Annotated in this window: 19 protein-coding genes; 11 read left to right on the top strand and 8 right to left on the bottom strand. The window is 61.4% G+C overall.

Going from position 1 to position 17036, the window contains the following annotated elements:
* Window positions 1-55: 55 nt before the first annotated feature.
* Genes GJ668_RS11440 through GJ668_RS11425 form a run of 4 tightly spaced genes read right to left on the bottom strand, consistent with a single transcriptional unit; the run spans window position 56 to window position 4066 of the window.
* Window positions 56-553, bottom strand: a complete 498-nt coding sequence (locus GJ668_RS11440; protein ID WP_186343052.1) for a L,D-transpeptidase — start codon at window positions 551-553, stop codon at window positions 56-58.
* Window positions 541-3222 (bottom strand): hybrid sensor histidine kinase/response regulator, encoded by a 2682-nt coding sequence (locus GJ668_RS11435; RefSeq protein ID WP_186343051.1) that lies wholly within the window; start codon window positions 3220-3222, stop codon window positions 541-543. The genes GJ668_RS11440 and GJ668_RS11435 overlap by 13 nt, the downstream gene beginning before the upstream one ends.
* A 50-nt stretch (window positions 3223-3272) precedes the next feature.
* Entirely contained in the window at window positions 3273-3572 is a 300-nt protein-coding gene (locus GJ668_RS11430; protein WP_155450282.1) for a hypothetical protein, read from the bottom strand.
* A 5-nt stretch (window positions 3573-3577) separates the two neighbouring features.
* Window positions 3578-4066: a PH domain-containing protein gene (locus GJ668_RS11425; protein ID WP_155450281.1), complete on the bottom strand. Its 489-nt coding sequence runs from the start codon at window positions 4064-4066 to the stop codon at window positions 3578-3580.
* 243 nt (window positions 4067-4309) lie between these two features.
* On the opposite strand from GJ668_RS11425, the gene GJ668_RS11420 reads away from it, so the two are divergent.
* Window positions 4310-4861: a Spy/CpxP family protein refolding chaperone gene (locus tag GJ668_RS11420; protein WP_186343050.1), complete on the top strand. Its 552-nt coding sequence runs from the start codon at window positions 4310-4312 to the stop codon at window positions 4859-4861.
* 8 nt (window positions 4862-4869) lie between these two features.
* Here the strand turns inward: GJ668_RS11420 and pssA are convergent, their stop codons facing one another.
* On the bottom strand, window positions 4870-5625 hold the full coding sequence (pssA, locus tag GJ668_RS11415; protein ID WP_155450279.1) for a CDP-diacylglycerol--serine O-phosphatidyltransferase: 756 nt from the start codon (window positions 5623-5625) through the stop codon (window positions 4870-4872).
* Window positions 5626-5988: 363 nt separating this feature from the next.
* Here pssA and iscB point away from each other — a divergent pair, with 363 nt between their 5' ends.
* The 10 genes from iscB (at window position 5989) to GJ668_RS11365 (ending at window position 13641) form a co-directional block, all read left to right on the top strand.
* Window positions 5989-7332, top strand: coding sequence for an RNA-guided endonuclease IscB (gene iscB / locus GJ668_RS11410; protein ID WP_155450278.1), 1344 nt, complete (start codon window positions 5989-5991; stop codon window positions 7330-7332).
* Window positions 7333-7396: 64 nt separating this feature from the next.
* Window positions 7397-7891, top strand: a complete 495-nt coding sequence (gene hoxE / locus GJ668_RS11405; RefSeq protein ID WP_155450277.1) for a bidirectional hydrogenase complex protein HoxE — start codon at window positions 7397-7399, stop codon at window positions 7889-7891.
* Window position 7892: 1 nt separating this feature from the next.
* Window positions 7893-9515 carry a NuoF family protein gene (locus GJ668_RS11400; RefSeq protein WP_155450276.1) on the top strand — a complete coding sequence of 541 codons (1623 nt, stop codon included), beginning with the start codon at window positions 7893-7895 and terminating at the stop codon, window positions 9513-9515.
* A complete protein-coding gene (locus tag GJ668_RS11395) occupies window positions 9512-9937 on the top strand; it encodes a DUF29 domain-containing protein (protein WP_155450275.1) in 426 nt (141 codons plus the stop codon). Before GJ668_RS11400 ends, GJ668_RS11395 begins: the two co-directional genes overlap by 4 nt.
* Before the next feature lie 67 nt (window positions 9938-10004).
* Window positions 10005-10736 carry a bidirectional hydrogenase complex protein HoxU gene (gene hoxU, locus GJ668_RS11390; protein ID WP_155450274.1) on the top strand — a complete coding sequence of 244 codons (732 nt, stop codon included), beginning with the start codon at window positions 10005-10007 and terminating at the stop codon, window positions 10734-10736.
* Window positions 10733-11275 (top strand): NADH-quinone oxidoreductase subunit B family protein, encoded by a 543-nt coding sequence (locus tag GJ668_RS11385; RefSeq protein WP_155450273.1) that lies wholly within the window; start codon window positions 10733-10735, stop codon window positions 11273-11275. Before hoxU ends, GJ668_RS11385 begins: the two co-directional genes overlap by 4 nt.
* 30 nt (window positions 11276-11305) lie before the next feature.
* Window positions 11306-11512: a type II toxin-antitoxin system HicB family antitoxin gene (locus GJ668_RS11380; RefSeq protein ID WP_155450272.1), complete on the top strand. Its 207-nt coding sequence runs from the start codon at window positions 11306-11308 to the stop codon at window positions 11510-11512.
* Window positions 11505-11726 (top strand): type II toxin-antitoxin system HicA family toxin, encoded by a 222-nt coding sequence (locus GJ668_RS11375; protein WP_186343049.1) that lies wholly within the window; start codon window positions 11505-11507, stop codon window positions 11724-11726. Before GJ668_RS11380 ends, GJ668_RS11375 begins: the two co-directional genes overlap by 8 nt.
* 34 nt (window positions 11727-11760) lie before the next feature.
* Window positions 11761-13185, top strand: coding sequence for a Ni/Fe hydrogenase subunit alpha (locus GJ668_RS11370; RefSeq protein WP_155450271.1), 1425 nt, complete (start codon window positions 11761-11763; stop codon window positions 13183-13185).
* Window positions 13186-13194: 9 nt separating this feature from the next.
* On the top strand, window positions 13195-13641 hold the full coding sequence (locus GJ668_RS11365) for a hydrogenase maturation protease (RefSeq protein ID WP_155450270.1): 447 nt from the start codon (window positions 13195-13197) through the stop codon (window positions 13639-13641).
* 8 nt (window positions 13642-13649) lie between these two features.
* Here the strand turns inward: GJ668_RS11365 and GJ668_RS11360 are convergent, their stop codons facing one another.
* The 3 genes from GJ668_RS11360 to GJ668_RS11350 form a co-directional block, all read right to left on the bottom strand.
* Window positions 13650-14603, bottom strand: coding sequence for a BsuBI/PstI family type II restriction endonuclease (locus GJ668_RS11360; protein ID WP_155450269.1), 954 nt, complete (start codon window positions 14601-14603; stop codon window positions 13650-13652).
* Entirely contained in the window at window positions 14600-16084 is a 1485-nt protein-coding gene (locus tag GJ668_RS11355; RefSeq protein WP_246194809.1) for an Eco57I restriction-modification methylase domain-containing protein, read from the bottom strand. The genes GJ668_RS11360 and GJ668_RS11355 overlap by 4 nt, the downstream gene beginning before the upstream one ends.
* A 121-nt stretch (window positions 16085-16205) precedes the next feature.
* Window positions 16206-16913, bottom strand: a complete 708-nt coding sequence (locus GJ668_RS11350; RefSeq protein WP_155450320.1) for a class I SAM-dependent methyltransferase — start codon at window positions 16911-16913, stop codon at window positions 16206-16208.
* Between the last annotated feature and the right edge of the window lie 123 nt (window positions 16914-17036).

The raw sequence follows: 17036 nt of genomic DNA, 5'->3' as shown, positions 1-17036 counted from the left end.
GTTCCAGGTTTCCAACCCAGCGTCTGACGTGCCTTGAGCGCCGTGGCGCTGGAGTTCAGCCGCCCCGAATCTCGACCGGAGTGCCGTTGGGCGTCTGCTCGAAGAGTTCGAGCAGATCCAGGTTATGCAGGCGGATGCAGCCATGCGAGCGCGGCACGCCCATGGGTTCGGAATCTGGGCAGCCGTGGATATAGATGAAGCGTCGGAGCGTGTCGACCCGGCCGCCGCGATTGCGCCCCGACTCACAGCCGGTGAGCCAGAGAATGCGGGTCAGAATCCAGTCGCGCCCCGGATGGGTGGCCGCCAGCGCGGCATCATGGATCTCGCCGGTCGGGCGCCGACCACGGAAGACGGTCCCGACCGGACAGCCGGCGCCGATGCGCAGACGCACGCGATGCAGTCCGCGCGGCGTGCAACCGCTACCAAAGTCCTCGCCGGCGCCGTTCGCTCCAGTCGAGATCAGATACTGCCGCTCGGGCCGTGCGCCGACAAAGAGCGTCAGACGCTGGGTGTCGATGTCGATCAACAGACGCCGGCTCGTCAGGCTAGCCATTTGAGTAGTCTCTGATAGAGCACCAAGGGGTCGATGGGCTTGGCGATGTGGTCGTTCATACCGGCGTCGTAACAGCGCTGGATGTCGTCCTCGAGGTCGCTGGCCGTCATGGAAAGAATCGGCACCTGCGCATAGCCCGGCAGTTGGCGAATCGCCGCTGACGCCTCCAGCCCATCCATTTCGGGCATCCGGTTGTCCATCAGGATCAGATCGTAGCGATGCACACGGGCCATCTCGAACGCACGATGGCCATTATCGGCGACATCGACCCGGAATCCCGCGCCCTCGACCAGCAGTGACAGCGTGACTTCCTGGCTAATCGGCTCGTCCTCGACGAGCAGCAGACGCCGTCCAGGATGACGCTGGCGCAATGTCCGTTCCAAGGCATCGAGACGCGCACTGACATCCGGCTCCACAGCAAGGGAGCGCGCCGCATAGCTCAGCACGATGTCGACCAACTGCGCGTGATCGATCGGCTTGGTCAGGGTATCGGTCATGCCCGACTGGAGACATTTCTCTAGCTCGTCTTTTAGTGCATGTGCGGTCTGACCGATGATCGGCAGCTCGGGCGCCAGCGCGCGCAAGTGCTGCGTGGCTTGCAGCCCATCCATTTCGGGCATCTGCACATCCATCAGCACCAGATCGAAGCCATGGGGCGCGCGCTCGACCGCCTCCAGTGCTTCGCGTCCATTGCTAACCAACGTGAGCCTTGCGCCCTCGCTCGTCAGCATGTCGTCGATGACCAGCTGATTGATCTCGTTGTCTTCGGCAACCAGCAGGTGCAGCCCGGCGAGCTTTTTTGGCGCCTCGGGTGTCAGTGTCTGGCGCTCAGGAAAAGCCTGTTCGTCGGGGGCCTCGACAGGCGTGCAGGGCAGCCTGATCTCGAATCGAGTCCCCTCGCCGAGGGTGCTCTCGACCTGGATGGTGCCGCCCATGAGCGCGGCCAGACCGCGACTGATCGACAGCCCCAGACCGGTTCCGCCATATTTGCGCGTCGTGCTGGAGTCGGCCTGTTCGAACGGCGTGAACAGCCGCGCGACCTGCTCGGGCGCCATACCGATCCCGGTGTCCGTGACGGCATAGATCAGGGCCTCGTTGCACCGTAAGACTTCAAGCGTGATCGTTCCCTGCTCGGTGAATTTGATGGCATTGGACAAGAAATTGATCAGGATCTGGGTCAAACGGGTCGGGTCGCCCAGGCAGGCCGCTGGAAGGGTCTCATCGATCAGCGGTTTCAGCGTCAGCCCCTTGTCGGCGGCCCGCTCGGCGATCAGGCCAAGCGACTCCATGGCCAGATGCCGTGGCGAGAAGGGCACCGCCTCCACTTCCAGCTTGCCGGCCTCGATCTTGGAGAAATCGAGGATGTCATTGATGACGCCGAGCAGCAGTCGCCCTGAATCGAGGATGCGGGCGAAGTAGCCCTGAGACTTGGCGCGTCCGAAGCTCTCGCGATAGCCCATCTGGGCCAGTCCGAGCACGCCGTTGAGCGGTGTGCGGATTTCGTGGCTCATGTTGGCCAGGAACAGACTTTTGGCCTGGTTGGCGGCGTCCGCCGCTTCCTTGGCCATGGCCAGTTCAGCCGTGCGCTGGGTGACCCTGTCCTCGAGATGACGCTGGTAGCGCGCCAGCTCGGCGGACAGATCGCGGAGGCGTTGTTCACTGCCGTGGATGATCAACTCGCCCTGACGGAGGCGGACGAAAAAGACCGCGATGAGGACCAGACCCAGGAGTGTGAGGACGATCGAGACGAAGGCGCTGGTGCGCCAGAAACGGAATTGCTCCTCAATGGAGCGGCCGACCAGGACATAGAAGGGAAAGTCGCTGATCTTGTAGTAGGCGAAGATACGGTCGACACCGTCCGTCTTGCCGACGTAGCGAACCACGCCCTGCTGGTCGCCGGCCAGGATGCGCCGATAGGGTGGAGTCCGGAGCGCCGGCGTATTGAGCTTGGACTTCACAACCGGCCAACGCACCACCAGTCGACTGTCGTCACTGCGCCGGATGCTGATCATGCCCTGCTCGCCAACGCGGATATTGGCAAAGATCTGCTCAAGATAGGGCAAATCGATGATCGCGATGATCAAGGCGCGCAGGCTCCCTGAATCATCCATGACGGCACGATAGGCGACGATGATGCGTTGCTCAGTGAGCTTGCTGATGAGTGTTTCCGAGAAGCGCAATTCAGCGCTGGGTGCCGCGAGGCTGGACTGGAAATAGTCACGGCCGGCGATGTTCAGTGCCTCGTCTGGCTGATAGCTCGCCAAACGCAGTTGGCCGCGATCATCGAAGATTAAATAGCCGGCTCCCTCGGGGAAGTTCCGCGCCAAGGCCGTCAACTCGCCCTGAATTCGGCTGACGCGATCGGCAGGAAACTCGCCATTCAGCTGCAAAAGATCGTCGCGGAAGCGTTCAGCGATTAGCGCGGTCGTGGCGTCAATGCGACGCAGCATCGAATCGATCTTGCTGGCAATGACATGTGCTTCGTTCGCGCAGGAGTCATTGATGGATTGCGCGGTCTGCTGGCGCGTGTAGACGAGAAAATAGGCCAGCAGGCTGCCGACCAGAATGACCAGAATCAGAAAATAGGCAACATAGGTATAGCTGCCGCCCGTGGTGTCCATCGCGGCACGGGGGACCGATTCGCCGGCGACGGATGGCGGTTCACTCATACCATGAGGTGGGCATTCTTCCTTAACGCGATGCATCAGCTCTCTGACGGTCAAAAAACCCAGGCAATCAGCAGGGTTAGGATGAGAAAAAAGGAGAAGAACGCGCTGAGCATAAATTGCAGCTCGCCGAGCAGCCCGTCACCGGCCACGAGCGCGAAGAAGGCGATGAGCGCGACGGTCAGCCCGAAGCCCCAGGGAACCGACTCCCTGAGCCCCAGTCCTTCGTTCAGCGTGCCGACGATGGGCGTGGTCGCCGGCAGCAGGAACACCGCCAGGAGCGCCAGCACCAGCACGGCGATCAGGACGACCACCGCCAGCAGCTTGAGATCTCCGCGATTGGCCGCGCCCATGACGATCAAACTCCGGACGCCGGTTGCGCCTTGATGAACTCACGGATCTGGCCTGGATCGGGCAGGCCGCGTACCACCAGCTCAGGCGTATCGCCGGCGGTATAGATGGTGATGTCGCCGGCATTCATGATGCGCTGAAAGAGCGTCTGCGTGACCCGGACCGTGCGTACCGAAGCCATGTTGATCTCGGTGTACTGCTTGCTGAGCAGGCCGTGGGTCCAGAGGATCTCGTCGGCTGTGATTTCGAGATGATCGGTGCGGGCCGTGACCCACCAGGTCAGGAGCTGAAGCGTGGCAAAGGCGAAGACGCCGATGCCGATCATCTGGAGCGTCTGGCCATCGACGCGCACCTGAGACTTAAACTCCGGCGGAATGACCTGATCGCCGACCACCGCGACCAGGATTCCCCCCAGCATCAGCAGCATGGTCAGCAGTGTCCCGAACGGGCGGGTACGCAACAGCGAGGGATGAGCATCGTAGAGGACTTCGGGCATCGGACACTCCTGTAGTTCCAAACCGCGTCTGGTGACGAGCGCGAAGCGATACTAGCAGCAAGACTCTAGGTTAGAAAGTGATCCGCGCCCGTCCGTCGGGTTGCTTGCATCCATGGTGTTTGCAGATTTGCTGCACTTCGAGTGCTCAGTGAGACTTTATCCTGGAACACGTCGGAGTTAAACGGCTCCAAGTCCTGGCGGATCCGCTGATCCGCATCCAACCCGCGTATGAGGAATCATGACATGAACGCTCGACTGACCCGCACCAATACCGCACTCGCACTCATTCTGGGCGCCTCGCTCATCGGTGCGACGGCCGCCGCTCAGGCCTGTCCTAAGATGGGCGGGCACGGTGGATCAGGCATGGACGTCGACTCCAAGGTCGAATACATGACCAAGCAACTCGATCTGACCCCGGAACAACAGCAACAGGTCAGCGCCATCCTGGAGAAGACGCGCCAGGAACAAATGCGTCTGCGCCAGGAGAACCGCGCTCAGATCGATGCCCTACTGACCGAGGAACAGAAGGCCAAACGCACCGAGCGCCAGCTCAAGGCCGTGAACCGTCAGGTCGAGCGCCTGACCGACTGGCTCGATCTCAGCAGCGAGCAAGCCGATCAGATCAAGGCGCTCTTCACCGAGCAACGCCAGAATCGCGCGCTGACCCGCGCCCAGGTCCATGAACAGATGTCGGGTATCCTGAACGCCGAGCAGCTTGCTGAATTCGACCAGGGACACGGACGCGGCCCTGGTGGTGATCGGCGCGGCGGCAGCAATTGCCCCGTATACGACTGATCAGCGCCTCAAGCCGCCGGCTCACGCCGGCGGTGCACGCGATTGCGTCTGAGCCGAAACAGCGTCCAGGCCGGACCCGAGATGGCATAGGTCAGCGCCATCAGAAACAGTACCAGTGGCGGATAAAGATAGACGACGGCAAAGCCGAGCATCACCACCACCGCCAGCAAAAAGGGCACGCGCCCCTGCAGATTGAATTGCTTGAAACTCAGATAGCGAAAGTTACTCACCATCAGGAGTCCAGCGCCAGCCGTCACGAAGGCGGCCAGCCAGGACACATCCTGCCCCTCAATGCCGAGATCGTGCGCGGTCCAGATGCCCATGGCGATGATGGCCGCCGCCGGTGGACTGGCCAGCCCCTGGAAATAGCGCTTGTCAGACGTCCCGACCTGGGTGTTGAAGCGTGCCAGCCGTAGCGCGGCGGCGGCGGTGAAGATGAAGGCCGCCAGCCAGCCGACCTTGCCCAGTTCGCCCAACGCCCAGTGATAGGCGACCAGCGCCGGAGCCACACCGAAGGCCACCATGTCGGAGAGACTGTCGTACTCGGCGCCGAACGCGCTCTGGGTGTTGGTTAGGCGCGCGATACGCCCGTCGAAGCCGTCGAGGATCTGCGCCGACAGAATGGCAATGGCGGCGGCCTCGAAGCGCCCCTGCGTGGCCGAGAGCACGGCATAGAATCCGGCGAAGAGCGCGGCGGTCGTAAATAGATTGGGCAGCAGATAAATACCGCGCCGGGTTTTGCGTGGAGCCTGATTTTCGTCCATAGTATGGGTGTCGGTTAGCGAAGAAATCGTAGGAGACATGATAGCAAGCGTTGTCTTCCAACCCCCTTCGAAATACGGTCAATCCTGTCAACTACCCCGGCCTGAAGGCCGGAGCTTGAAAGAGCTGGGTTGACCAGGGAAAGCGGTGAAAACCCGCTGCGTTTGCAACAGGTCGCACAGACCGACTCCGAGGTGCTTCCTCAGCCTCGGACTCTCGAAGACCCGGATCATGCAGGCGAAAGGTAAAGCGTCGAAGGTTCGGGTCGCCGCCGTGAGGCGGGAGCCGGTTGCAGACATTCCCGAGGGGAGCGAGCCGCGAGGCTCCGTCACCAGGCCCGTAAGGGCGATTTTTGGAACCGATTGATGGCTGTATTCGTACTCGACAAACAGAAGAAGCCACTGATGCCGTGCACGGAGAAACGCGCGCGGCTGTTACTGGAGCGCGGACGCGCGGTGGTCGTGCGTCTGGCCCCGTTCACCATTCGGCTGAAAGATCGGATCGGCGGGGCGGTTCAACCGCTGCGCCTGAAGCTCGATCCGGGCAGTCGCGTCACGGGGCTGGCCATCGTTCGCGAATCCGAGATCTGTGATCCGGACACGGGCGCGGTCGAGCGCCTGGAGCATGGACTGTGGTTTGGGGAACTGGCGCATCGCGGCCAGGCGATCCGGGAGGCGCTGGAGACACGGCGTCAGTACCGGCGCGCGCGGCGCGCTCGCAAGACCCGCTACCGGGCCCCACGCTTTTTGAATCGCACCCGCCGCGCGGGTTGGTTGCCACCGTCGTTACAGCATCGGCTCGACACCACCGTCACCTGGGTGCAGCGGCTGCGCCGGATCGCCCCGATCAGCGCCCTCAGTCAGGAGCTGGTGCGCTTCGATACTCAGGCGCTCCAGAACCCGGAGATCAGCGGGGTCGAATATCAACAGGGCGAACTGGCCGGTTACGAGGTCCGTGAATACCTGCTGGAGAAGTGGAACCGGCGCTGTGCCTATTGTGGTGCGCGCGCTGTCGCGCTGGAAATCGAGCACATCGTTCCACGCGCGCGGGGCGGCTCGGATCGGGTCTCGAACCTGACGCTCGCCTGCCGGCCCTGCAATGTCAGCAAGGGACATCAGTCGATCGAAACGTTCCTCAAGGGCCGTCCGGCGCTCCTGCACCAGATCCAGGTCCAAGCGCCGCTCAAGGACGCCGCCGCCGTCAATGCCACGCGCTGGGCGTTGTTCAACGCGCTCAACGCCACGGGCCTACCGGTCGAGACCGGCTCGGGTGGGCGCACCAAGTTCAATCGCACGCGCCTGAACCTCCCCAAAACCCATGCCCTCGATGCCGCCTGTGTCGGCACCGTCGATCAGGTGCGCGACTGGAACCGCCCGGTTCTGAGCATCCGTGCCACCGGACGCGGGGCCTACAGCCGCACGCGCACGTTCAAAAACGGTTTTCCGCGTGGCTATCTCAGGTGCCAAAAGCGCGTCCAGGGCTTCCAGACCGGCGATTGGGTGCGCGCCGAGGTACCCAAGGGCAAGAAAGCTGGCGTGCATGTCGGGCGCGTCGCGGTGCGCCAAACGGGATCGTTCAACATCCAGGCCCAGGCCGGAACCGTTCAGGGGATTTCCTACCGCCATTGCCGCCTCCTTCAACGCGCCGACGGCTATGGTTATTCATTCCAACTTAAACCAGAAATGGAGGCAGCGAGACGGGCAGCCTAACCGCGCTTGGCGCGGTGCGCTATCCCTCCCCGCCCTGAAGGACGGGGTTTCTCGCGCAAGACTGATGACATTGCCGCCTGCCAGACCGCCACTGCCCAGCGACGACAAACGCTGGAAGCTCGTCAACGCCACCATGCGCCGTAACGGCTATGCCGGGCACGCCCTGATCGAGACCCTGCACAGCGTCCAGGATGCCTTCGGCTATCTCGATGAGACCTCGCTGCGCTTTGTCGCCGCCTCGCTCGATCTGCCCCTGAGCAAGGTCTTCGGCGTGGCGACCTTCTACCATATCTTCATGCTCAAGCCGAAGGGCCGGCATACCTGCGTGGTCTGCACCGGCACCGCCTGTTACATCAAGGGCGCGGGCGGCTTGATCGAGGGAGTCCAGGAGCACTATGGAATCGATCCGGGCGAGACCACGGCCGACGACCGGCTCTCGCTGCTGACCGCGCGCTGTGTCGGTGCGTGCGGACTGGCTCCGGCCGTGGTCGTCGACGGCGAGGTGCTGGGCAAACAGGCCGCCGATACCCTGGTCCCCACGCTGGAGGAGCTCGCCTGACATGCATCTCGAAGACCTGGCCGAACAGGCCGCCCATTATCGCAACGAGGAAGCGCACATCGAGCGCGAGGTGCGTGTCTGTGTTGCCGCCAGTTGCCAATCTTCCGGCGCGCTGCCGGTACTCGACGCACTCAAGTCCGCCTGCGATAGCCGGGGCGCTGGCTCGTGCAAGGTCAAGGGTGTCGGCTGCATGGGGCTGTGCTCGGCCGGGCCCCTGGTGGCCGTGGCCGATAAGGAGTGTGACCTGAGCGAGTCGTTGCTCTATCGCGACGTGACACCCGAGGACGCGCCCGAGATCATGGCCAGCGTCTGCGGCGCGCCGGTCGAGCGTCTGCTGTGCCCGACCGATCAGCCCTTCTTCAGCCGCCAGCAGCGGATCGTGCTCGAGAACTCAGGCTTGATCGATCCCGACAGTCTGCGCGGCTATATCGCCGTCGGCGGCTATGCGGCACTCATCCAGGCGCTCACGGAGATGACGCCCGCCGATGTGCTGCGCGAGGTCACGGCCAGCGGACTACGCGGGCGCGGCGGCGGCGGCTATCCGACCGGGCTGAAGTGGTCGACCATTGCCAAGATGCCGCCCGGTCAAAAATACGTCATCTGCAACGCCGACGAGGGCGACCCTGGCGCGTTCATGGATCGCGCGGTGCTGGAGTCCGATCCGCATCGCATCCTCGAAGGCATGGCGATCGCCGCCTATGCCGTGGGCGCGAGCAAGGGCTATGTCTATGTGCGCGCCGAATATCCGCTCGCCGTCGAGCGGCTGGAACTGGCGATCCGCAAGGCCAAGCGTGCGGGTTTTCTCGGGGCCAAGGTCGCCGACACCCAGTTCGCCTTCGAAGTCGAGATCCGGCTGGGTGCCGGGGCCTTCGTCTGCGGTGAGGAAACGGCGCTCATGGCCTCGATCGAGGGGTTGCGCGGCCAGCCGCGTCCGCGTCCGCCCTACCCGGCCGAGTCCGGTCTCTGGGGCTGTCCGACGCTCATCAATAATGTCGAGACCTTCGCCAATATCGCGCCCATCATCCGCGAGGGCGGCGACTGGTTCGCCTCGATCGGCACTGAGGGATCGAAGGGCACCAAGGTCTTCGCGCTCGCCGGCAAGATCCAGAACACCGGACTGATCGAAGTCCCCATGGGCACGCCACTGCGCGACATCATCGAGGTCATCGGCGGCGGCATCCCGGACGGGCGCGCGTTCAAAGCGGTGCAGACCGGTGGTCCGTCCGGTGGCTGTATCCCCGAGGCGCATCTCGACATCCCGGTCGATTACGACAGTCTCAAGACGCTCGGCACCATGATGGGCTCGGGCGGCATGATCGTGATGGACGAGACCTCGTGCATGGTCGATGTGGCACGCTTCTTCATGGAGTTCTGCATGAGCGAATCGTGCGGTAAGTGCATCCCCTGCCGTGCGGGGACCTGGCAGATGCACGGATTGCTCGACACGCTCACCAAGGGCCAGGGTACGCGCGCGGATCTGGCGCGGCTGGAGGATCTGTGCGAGGTGGTGCGTGCGACCAGTCTCTGCGGACTCGGCCAGACCGCGCCCAATCCGGTGCTGAGCACGCTCAGATATTTCCGTGACGAGTACGAAGCCAAGCTGCTGGGAGATCGCGCCCCATGATCGCGCCCGAACAGGATCGCTATGCCTGGACGCTGGAGAGCGCGAATCGGCTACGGTCGGGCCGGCTCGCCGGACTGGATCTGGAACGCATCGCTGAGGAGCTCGAAGAAATGGGACGCAGCGAAAAGCATGCGCTGTCCAGTCATCTCAAGGTGCTGATGCTGCATCTGCTCAAGTGGCGTCATCAGCCGAGTTTTCGCGGTGTGAGCTGGCAGTTATCGATCACCAACGCGCGCGACGAGATCCAGGAACTGCTGGAGGACAGTCCAAGTCTGAGACACCAGCTCGCGGACTTGATGACGCGCCGTTATCCGGTGGCCCGTCAGCGCGCGATCCTGGAAACGGGCCTGCCGGAGACGACTTTTCCGAGGCAATGCCCGTTCACGGTCGAGCAGTTGCTGGATGCTGATTACTGGGCTTGATGCGACCGCCGCCTGAGACGGCCCCAATGTTCGAGCCACGCCTAGACGCTTCCCGAGGAGTCGACCTATGCCCCGACCCACACCTCAGCCGAACGTGCGCGTCGTCACGCTTCGCATTGACGACCGCGATCTCTCGGCGCGCGAGGACGAAACCCTGATCGAGGTCTGCCGCGAGAATCGGATTCCGATCCCCAGCCTCTGTCATCTCGACGGACTCTCGGTCTGGGGCGGCTGCCGGCTGTGCATGGTCGAGATCGCCGGTCAGGGCCGGCTGGTCGCCGCCTGCTCGACGCGCGTCGCTGAGGGGATGGTGGTCCAGACCGACACCGAACGGCTCAGACACTATCGACGCACCATCGTCGAGTTGCTGTTCGCTGAACGCAACCATGTCTGCTCGGTGTGCGTCTCCAATGGTCACTGCGAATTGCAGTCGCTCGCCCAGCGCTGCGGCGTTGACCATGTACACCTGCCCTACCGTCAGGTGCCCTACCCGGTCGACAGCTCGCATGAGATGTTCCGGCTCGACCACAACCGCTGCATCCTCTGCACCCGCTGCGTGCGGGTCTGTGACGAGATCGAGGGCGCCCATACCTGGGATGTCATGGGGCGCGGCAGCGATTGTCGCGTCATCACCGATCTGGCCCGCCCCTGGGGCGAGAGCGAGACCTGCACCAGCTGCGGCAAGTGCGTGCAGGTCTGCCCGACCGGTGCACTGGTCAAACAGGGCACCTCGGCGGGCGAGATGGTCAAGGATCAACACTTCCTGCCGATCCTGGCACGGCGGAGGCACGCCCAATGAGCACTGAACCCAAGATCACGGTCGCCACCGCCTGGCTCGACGGCTGTTCGGGCTGTCACATGTCCTTCCTGGATCTCGACGAGCGCCTGATCGAACTCGTCGCACAGGTCGAGATCGTCTATAGCCCGCTGGTCGATGCCAAGGAATTGCCCGAACAGGTCGATGTCGGCATTCTGGAAGGCTCGATCAGCTCTGAGGATGATCTGGAAAAGGCGCGACTGTTTCGCGAGCGTTGCAAACTGCTCATCAGCTTGGGCGACTGCGCCGTCACCGGCAACGTTCCGGCGATGCGCAATCACTTCAAGCTCGCTGATGTGTTTGATCGCGCCTATCGCGAGAACGTCACGCTTCAGCCGCAGATTCCGACTCGCAATGTTCCGGCTCTGCTGACGCCGGTCAAGCCTGTTCACGGTGAGGTCAAGGTCGATGTCTTCGTGCCTGGCTGTCCGCCGAGCGCGGATGCCATCTGGGCGGTCTTGAGCGAGCTGATTGCGGGACGAGTGCCGGACCCCAACGCCGTCACGCGCTTCGGCGCCTGACTCCTCATTTACGGTTTGAAATCGAATCCCATGGAACTTTCAGCCATCTTGACTCCAGCCCCAGAGGGCGGCTATGTCGCCTTCAATCCCGAAACCGGCACGACCACGCAAGGGGAAACCGTCGAGGAAGCCCTGGACAATCTTCGTGAGGCCACCGAACTCTATCTGGAAGAATGTCCCCTGCAACTGACGGCGCGTCCATTGCTGACAACGTTCGAGGTCGCCGAATGTGCCTAAATTGCCGCTTGTTTCGGGAGCCGAGGCCGTGCGTGCGCTGGAGCGTTTGGGTTTCATCGTGATGCGCCAACGCGGCAGCCATCTCGTGCTTCGCCGGGGTGAAGCCGTCTGTGTCGTGCCCAATCATCGCGAGATCAAACAGGGAACGCTCGTGGGGATTCTCAAGCAAGCCGGACTCGCGCCCGAGGAATTCATCTCGGCCTTACGGGCCTGATCGGATCGATCACACTCAAGTTCAGGGGGATGCCATGAGCCGCACCATCACCATCGAGCCGGTCACTCGCATCGAGGGCCATGCCCGTATCACGCTCCAGCTCGCCGAGGACGGCCAGTTGGAGGACGCTCGTTTCCATCTCACCCAATTTCGCGGCTTCGAGAAGTTCTGCGAGGGGCGGCCCTATCGCGAGATGCCGGCCTTGACCGCACGCACCTGCGGCATCTGTCCGGTCAGCCATATCATCGCCTCCAACAAGGCGTGCGACAATCTGCTCGCGGTCGACATTCCGCCGACCGCCGACAAGCTGCGGCGGATCATGAATCTGGCCCAGCTCGTCCAGTCGCACGCGCTGTCGTTCTTCCATCTGTCCTCGCCGGATCTGCTGCTCGGCTGGGATTCGGACCCGGCCACGCGCAACATTTTCGGTGTCATGCGTCAGAACCCCGAGCTGGCGCGCGACGGCATCCGCTTGCGTCAGATCGGGCAGACCATCATCGAGACCCTGGGCGGCAAGAAGATCCATCCGACCTGGGTGGTGCCGGGCGGGGTGTCCGAGCCGCTGAGCGTCGAGAAGCGCGAATCCATGCTCAAGCTCCTGCCCGAGGGGCTGGAGATCGCCAAGCGTACCTATGCCTTCTACAAGACGCTGGTGCCGAAGTTCAAGGATGAGGCCGGGCATTTCGGTACTCAGCCGACGCTGTTTCTGAGCCTGGTCACGCCGCAGGGCCATCTGGAGCACTATGACGGCGTATTGCGCGTTAAGGATGCGCAGGGGCGGATTCTGGAGGATCAGGTGCCGCCGGAGGAATACGGCCGTTTGATCGGCGAAGCGGTCGAAGACTTCAGCTACATGAAGTTCCCCTACTACAAGCCTCAAGGCTATCCGCAGGGGGTCTATCGGGTCGGTCCCCTGGCACGGCTCAACAACGTCCAGGCGTGCGGTACGCCCTATGCCGACGTGGCGCTGGCCGAGTTCCACATGCTCCAGGAGTCCGGCCCGATTGTTAGCAGTTTCCACTATCACTATGCGCGTCTGGTCGAAATCCTCTACGGTCTGGAGATGATGGAGCGGCTGCTCAAGGATCCGACCATTCTGGACACGCGGGTGCGCGCCCGTGCGCGTAGCAACCGCTCCGAAGGCATCGGTGTCTCCGAAGCACCGCGCGGCACGCTCATGCATCACTATCGTATCGATGACGATGGACTCATCACCTGGCTGAATCTCGTCATCGCCACGGGTCACAACAATCTGGCCATGAATCAGTCGATCCGCGAGGTCGCCGCAGCCTATGTCGACGGCAACGCGATTGAGGAAGGGATGCTCAATCGGGTCGAGGCGGTGATTCGCTGCTATGACCCCTGTCTGTCCTGTGCCTCGCACGCCTTCGGCCAGATGCCGCTGGCGATCGAGCTGCGGGATGCGGCGGGCCGGGTGGTCGACCGACTGACACGCTGAGCCGGATTCTTGGACAAGACACTCATCATCGGCTACGGCAGCCCGATCCGGGGCGATGACGCCATCGGTCCGCTGGCCGTCGAGCGGCTGGTCGAGCGCGGTTTGCCGGTCGGTGTGGAGGCCATCGCGCGCCATGTCCTGACGGCTGAACTGGTCACTGAGCTGGCGGGACGTGAGCGGGCGATCTTTCTCGATGCGGCGGCCGGTGGCGAGCCGGGGATGGTGCAGGTGCATCGTCTCGAACCCGATGTGGATGCACACTCGACGATGGCGCATTTTCTCGACCCGTCGGAATTGCTGGCCTGGTGTCGGCAGTTGTATGGGCAGGCGCCGGAAGCCTATTTGATCACCGCGACGGGGGCCTGCTTCGATTATGCCCATTGCCAACTGAGTCCGGTCGCCGAGGCGGCGCTCGAACGGTTGCTGGAGCAGGTCGAGCGGGTTTGGGTGGGTTGATTGCTTCGTCAGGGCGTTGGGTATGGCCCAAGGAACCGCTCGCCATTGAAGTGAATCAGGTGGGACGGGGCATCAGCCACCCACACTTCGGTTTCCCAGGCGATTTCGCCTAGATAGCGGCCCATGATGGTCCGGTTCGGAAAGGCGGTCACATAGACCAGCCCTGCGGTCGATCCAGCAAACAGCTTCGCCAGCTCGGCATGACGCTTGCCGTCAACCGGGCCGTGGCTGGTAACGGACTCGACCAGCAGCAGCCAATTTTTCGCGGTGTAGTGCAGCACGACGTCGGGCATCTTGCCGTGTGAATCCACATCGACGCCCAGGCCGGCCAGCAAGGGCGCGTCGAAATAGCCCCACTTATCGCCCGTGTCGCCGGCATAGACCAGCACGCTACCCGGCGCGAAGCGCGGGGCGAAGTCCTCAATGATGGCCCGGATCAGCTCGCTATGCGCGCCGGGGCTGAGAGTGATTTCCCTGCCCGGCGCAATCTCGACCGGGATACGGTTCTGCTCGCGTTCCTTGGCATAGCGGGCAACCAGCGTTTCCCGCTCGGTCAGATACGCGGTCAGGCTGTCATGCCATGCCGGCGTGCCGAAGGTACGCAACAGAACGAGCGCGGCCGGCTCGATCTGATAGACGGTCTTTGGGCTGTTCACCGAGCGCTCGGGCTTATCCGGGTTGTACAGGGCGATACCGGCGTCGCAGAATTGATGCATGGTCTGCCGGCGAAACGTCTCGCGGGTGTTCGGTGCATACTCCTTGCCGTAGTGCGCGCGCACCCAATCCATGATGGGCGTAATGCCTACAAGCGGGTTTTCCGCGTCGGCCCACGCCTTACCCGGTGTGAGGTTCAGCAGCGCCAGCAAGGATAGCGCTGAGCGCTCATTTTGCTGTGCCCTCGGCAAGCCCAGGGAAATGATGATCTGGTGCGCCGCCTCAATGTAGTCGTTCTTGTCGTTCATTCGATCAGGCTTCCCAGCGTGGCGTCGATCTGTTCTTGCGTGAGCGTTCCTTGCTGCATGGCCCACTCGCCAAGTTTGATCAGGGTCTCACGGCTAGGGTACTTCATCAGCTTGAGGTCGGTCGCATTGACCTGAGTATGGCCGTTGAAGCGCCTGAAATTCTCATCGACCGCCGTCGTGTTCAGGAACACGGCCAACCCGTGGGCCAGCGCCTCGGGCAATCCGCGCTTGTTCTCGTGAAACAGGTTCAGGTGGTTTTCGAAGCCCAGCACGGGTGCGTCACCGAAGGCGCTCGGCTCGACGACGCTCGCCACGATCCGGCGCTTTTCTTCCTTGGACGAGAAGCGGCGAACGACACAGTAGAAGCCGCTCGGGTATAGCCATTTTTCGGTTTCGGCGTTGCGCATGATGGCGTTGGGCTTCTTCATGCCCTCGATGGGCCATGTGGTGCCGGTGCGGCTGAAATGAGCGGGATACAGCAAGGGAACGGTGCCCGCCCCCGGCATGTTTCGCAAGTGCTCTTTCAGCCTGAAATCGACCACTGGCCCGGTCGATACCTTGATGCCCAGGTCGGCCAGCGTGAAGCGGATCGCCTCGGATAGTTCGATGGCGTTCTTCTCCGGGGACGTTGGGACGTGAATGAACCGCTCCGGGTCATCCGGAAACACGATGCGCTCGAATGGGTGTTCATGGGTCACTAGGTCAGCGAAGGTATCATCGGTCGATGTCGAAACTGTCACCGGCCCTTGCGGACCGTCCCGCTCCAAGCGAATGATGATGTTCTCTTGCAGAACATCGTCGTCCTTGAATGCCTTGCTGCGTGACTCGAACAGGTGCATGTGCCGAATGGCGGCATGTTCGAGAATGAAATCACGGAACGGGCGATAATACGGCCCGTTGCAGAAACTGCGCGGGATGATAGCCACGATCTGACCACCCGGCGCAGCTTGGGCCACAGCCAGTGCCACGAAAGCACTATACAAGTTCACCGTCTCGATACCGACGCGACGAAGGGCCAATCGGTGGGCTGATCGACTATTTATTTTCTTATAGGGCGGATTGAGGATTGCGTGCGTGTAGTATTTTACAGGCGGCGAAAAGAGACTGCCTGTCAATGACTCGACTGAGGCATGAATGAAGTCTTCTTGCCGGATGTTACTAATAAAATCGCCTTCGCGAGCATATTTTCCCAGGGTATGCACCAAGTGCTGGATCAAGGAAGGGTCGAATTCAAAGGCATCTAAAGCAACTCGTCTAAAACAAAATCCGCCGCTTTTCCATCTATTCAAAAAAGCCGCAGACAGCGTGCCTATCCCTGCGCCGGCATCCAACAGGTAGCAGGAGCCTTCCCCTTTTGGGAAAAGACTCGCCATAAATGCAGCCATTCTTTCAGACGTAAAAAACTGACCTAACGCCGATTTTCTTGCAGCCTCAGTGTTCTTCGAAAAAAATAACCTTTTCTGTTCAACCGCTGAAAGCAATGTAGCCTCTCCTTCTTTGCCCCCTAACGCTTTAGCTAGCCGGCCCAATGCCGCGTTGGTAATACCTTGAATTTGCGCGCCAAGCTAGGCGCGCGGTATTGGTTCAGCGCTAAGCCAATTGTCAGCGTTTTTTGCATGAGAAGACACAGTATCTCGGGTTTTCCCATGCATTCCCGTATAAAGCTTGGATATCGCTCTCCGGAAAAACCTCGTCAAAACCGTCAATGGCGAATCCAGTCGCTACGAGTGAGTTAATGTATGTAGACAATGGGCGATGATGATATGGTACGCCGGAAATTGAATTGCCAGGATCCTTGGTGATTGCGAAGGATATTTCTGCTGAAGCAGCAGTCATGTATGAATATTCTCCATCAAATATTTTCTTGTAGTCGTTAAAGAAACAAGGGTGGGGTATAGTCAGAATAAGATGCCCATCCGGCTTCAAATGCCGCGCAATAGAACCAAGAAAACCAGGCAAATCGTCCACGACGTGCGCAACGAGATGTGAAACAGCTGCGTCAAAGTTGGCGGAAGGTGATAAGTCAAATGATTGGCAGTTCAACAGTTCTACCGTGGTGTTGGCTAGAACCTCCTGCGCAACGGCAAACATTCCCGGAGAGGGTTCGACTGCTGTAACAGCAAATCCGCTTTCGCTCATTACTTTTGACAGGTGGCCTGTCCCGGCCCCAATTTCTATTATTGATCGAGGGTTAAGTTCGCCTAAGCGATGGATCAATATCGGAGCAAAAACGCGATTAAACGTTATATCAAGACCCGACTCGATCTGCTTGCGGCGAAGATCCGCTGAGTTCGACCATCTATGTGGCATTGGCAAGAGCCTTTGATTTCCGGATCATGTCGCGTGCCATAGCGATTAAGTACTTTCATTAAAAAAATTAAACAGATGAAAACGCAATTTTATATTCAGATCCATAACCATCAATAATTTCAC

This window comes from Allochromatium palmeri, assembly GCF_009720725.1.
Lineage (GTDB): Bacteria > Pseudomonadota > Gammaproteobacteria > Chromatiales > Chromatiaceae > Thermochromatium > Thermochromatium palmeri.
This window is presented reverse-complemented; position numbering and strand designations above follow the sequence as displayed.

Bases quoted from the DNA above. Each gene is read 5' to 3' on its own strand.
- GJ668_RS11440 (WP_186343052.1), bottom strand. From the start codon at position 553: ATGGCTAGCCTGACGAGCCGGCGTCTGTTGATCGACATCGACACCCAG.
- GJ668_RS11435 (WP_186343051.1), bottom strand. From the start codon at position 3,222: ATGAGTGAACCGCCATCCGTCGCCGGCGAATCGGTCCCCCGTGCCGCG.
- GJ668_RS11430 (WP_155450282.1), bottom strand. From the start codon at position 3,572: ATGGGCGCGGCCAATCGCGGAGATCTCAAGCTGCTGGCGGTGGTCGTC.
- GJ668_RS11425 (WP_155450281.1), bottom strand. From the start codon at position 4,066: ATGCCCGAAGTCCTCTACGATGCTCATCCCTCGCTGTTGCGTACCCGC.
- GJ668_RS11420 (WP_186343050.1), top strand. From the start codon at position 4,310: ATGAACGCTCGACTGACCCGCACCAATACCGCACTCGCACTCATTCTG.
- pssA (WP_155450279.1), bottom strand. From the start codon at position 5,625: ATGGACGAAAATCAGGCTCCACGCAAAACCCGGCGCGGTATTTATCTG.
- iscB (WP_155450278.1), top strand. From the start codon at position 5,989: ATGGCTGTATTCGTACTCGACAAACAGAAGAAGCCACTGATGCCGTGC.
- hoxE (WP_155450277.1), top strand. From the start codon at position 7,397: ATGACATTGCCGCCTGCCAGACCGCCACTGCCCAGCGACGACAAACGC.
- GJ668_RS11400 (WP_155450276.1), top strand. From the start codon at position 7,893: ATGCATCTCGAAGACCTGGCCGAACAGGCCGCCCATTATCGCAACGAG.
- GJ668_RS11395 (WP_155450275.1), top strand. From the start codon at position 9,512: ATGATCGCGCCCGAACAGGATCGCTATGCCTGGACGCTGGAGAGCGCG.
- hoxU (WP_155450274.1), top strand. From the start codon at position 10,005: ATGCCCCGACCCACACCTCAGCCGAACGTGCGCGTCGTCACGCTTCGC.
- GJ668_RS11385 (WP_155450273.1), top strand. From the start codon at position 10,733: ATGAGCACTGAACCCAAGATCACGGTCGCCACCGCCTGGCTCGACGGC.
- GJ668_RS11380 (WP_155450272.1), top strand. From the start codon at position 11,306: ATGGAACTTTCAGCCATCTTGACTCCAGCCCCAGAGGGCGGCTATGTC.
- GJ668_RS11370 (WP_155450271.1), top strand. From the start codon at position 11,761: ATGAGCCGCACCATCACCATCGAGCCGGTCACTCGCATCGAGGGCCAT.
- GJ668_RS11360 (WP_155450269.1), bottom strand. From the start codon at position 14,603: ATGAACGACAAGAACGACTACATTGAGGCGGCGCACCAGATCATCATT.
- GJ668_RS11350 (WP_155450320.1), bottom strand. From the start codon at position 16,913: ATGCCACATAGATGGTCGAACTCAGCGGATCTTCGCCGCAAGCAGATC.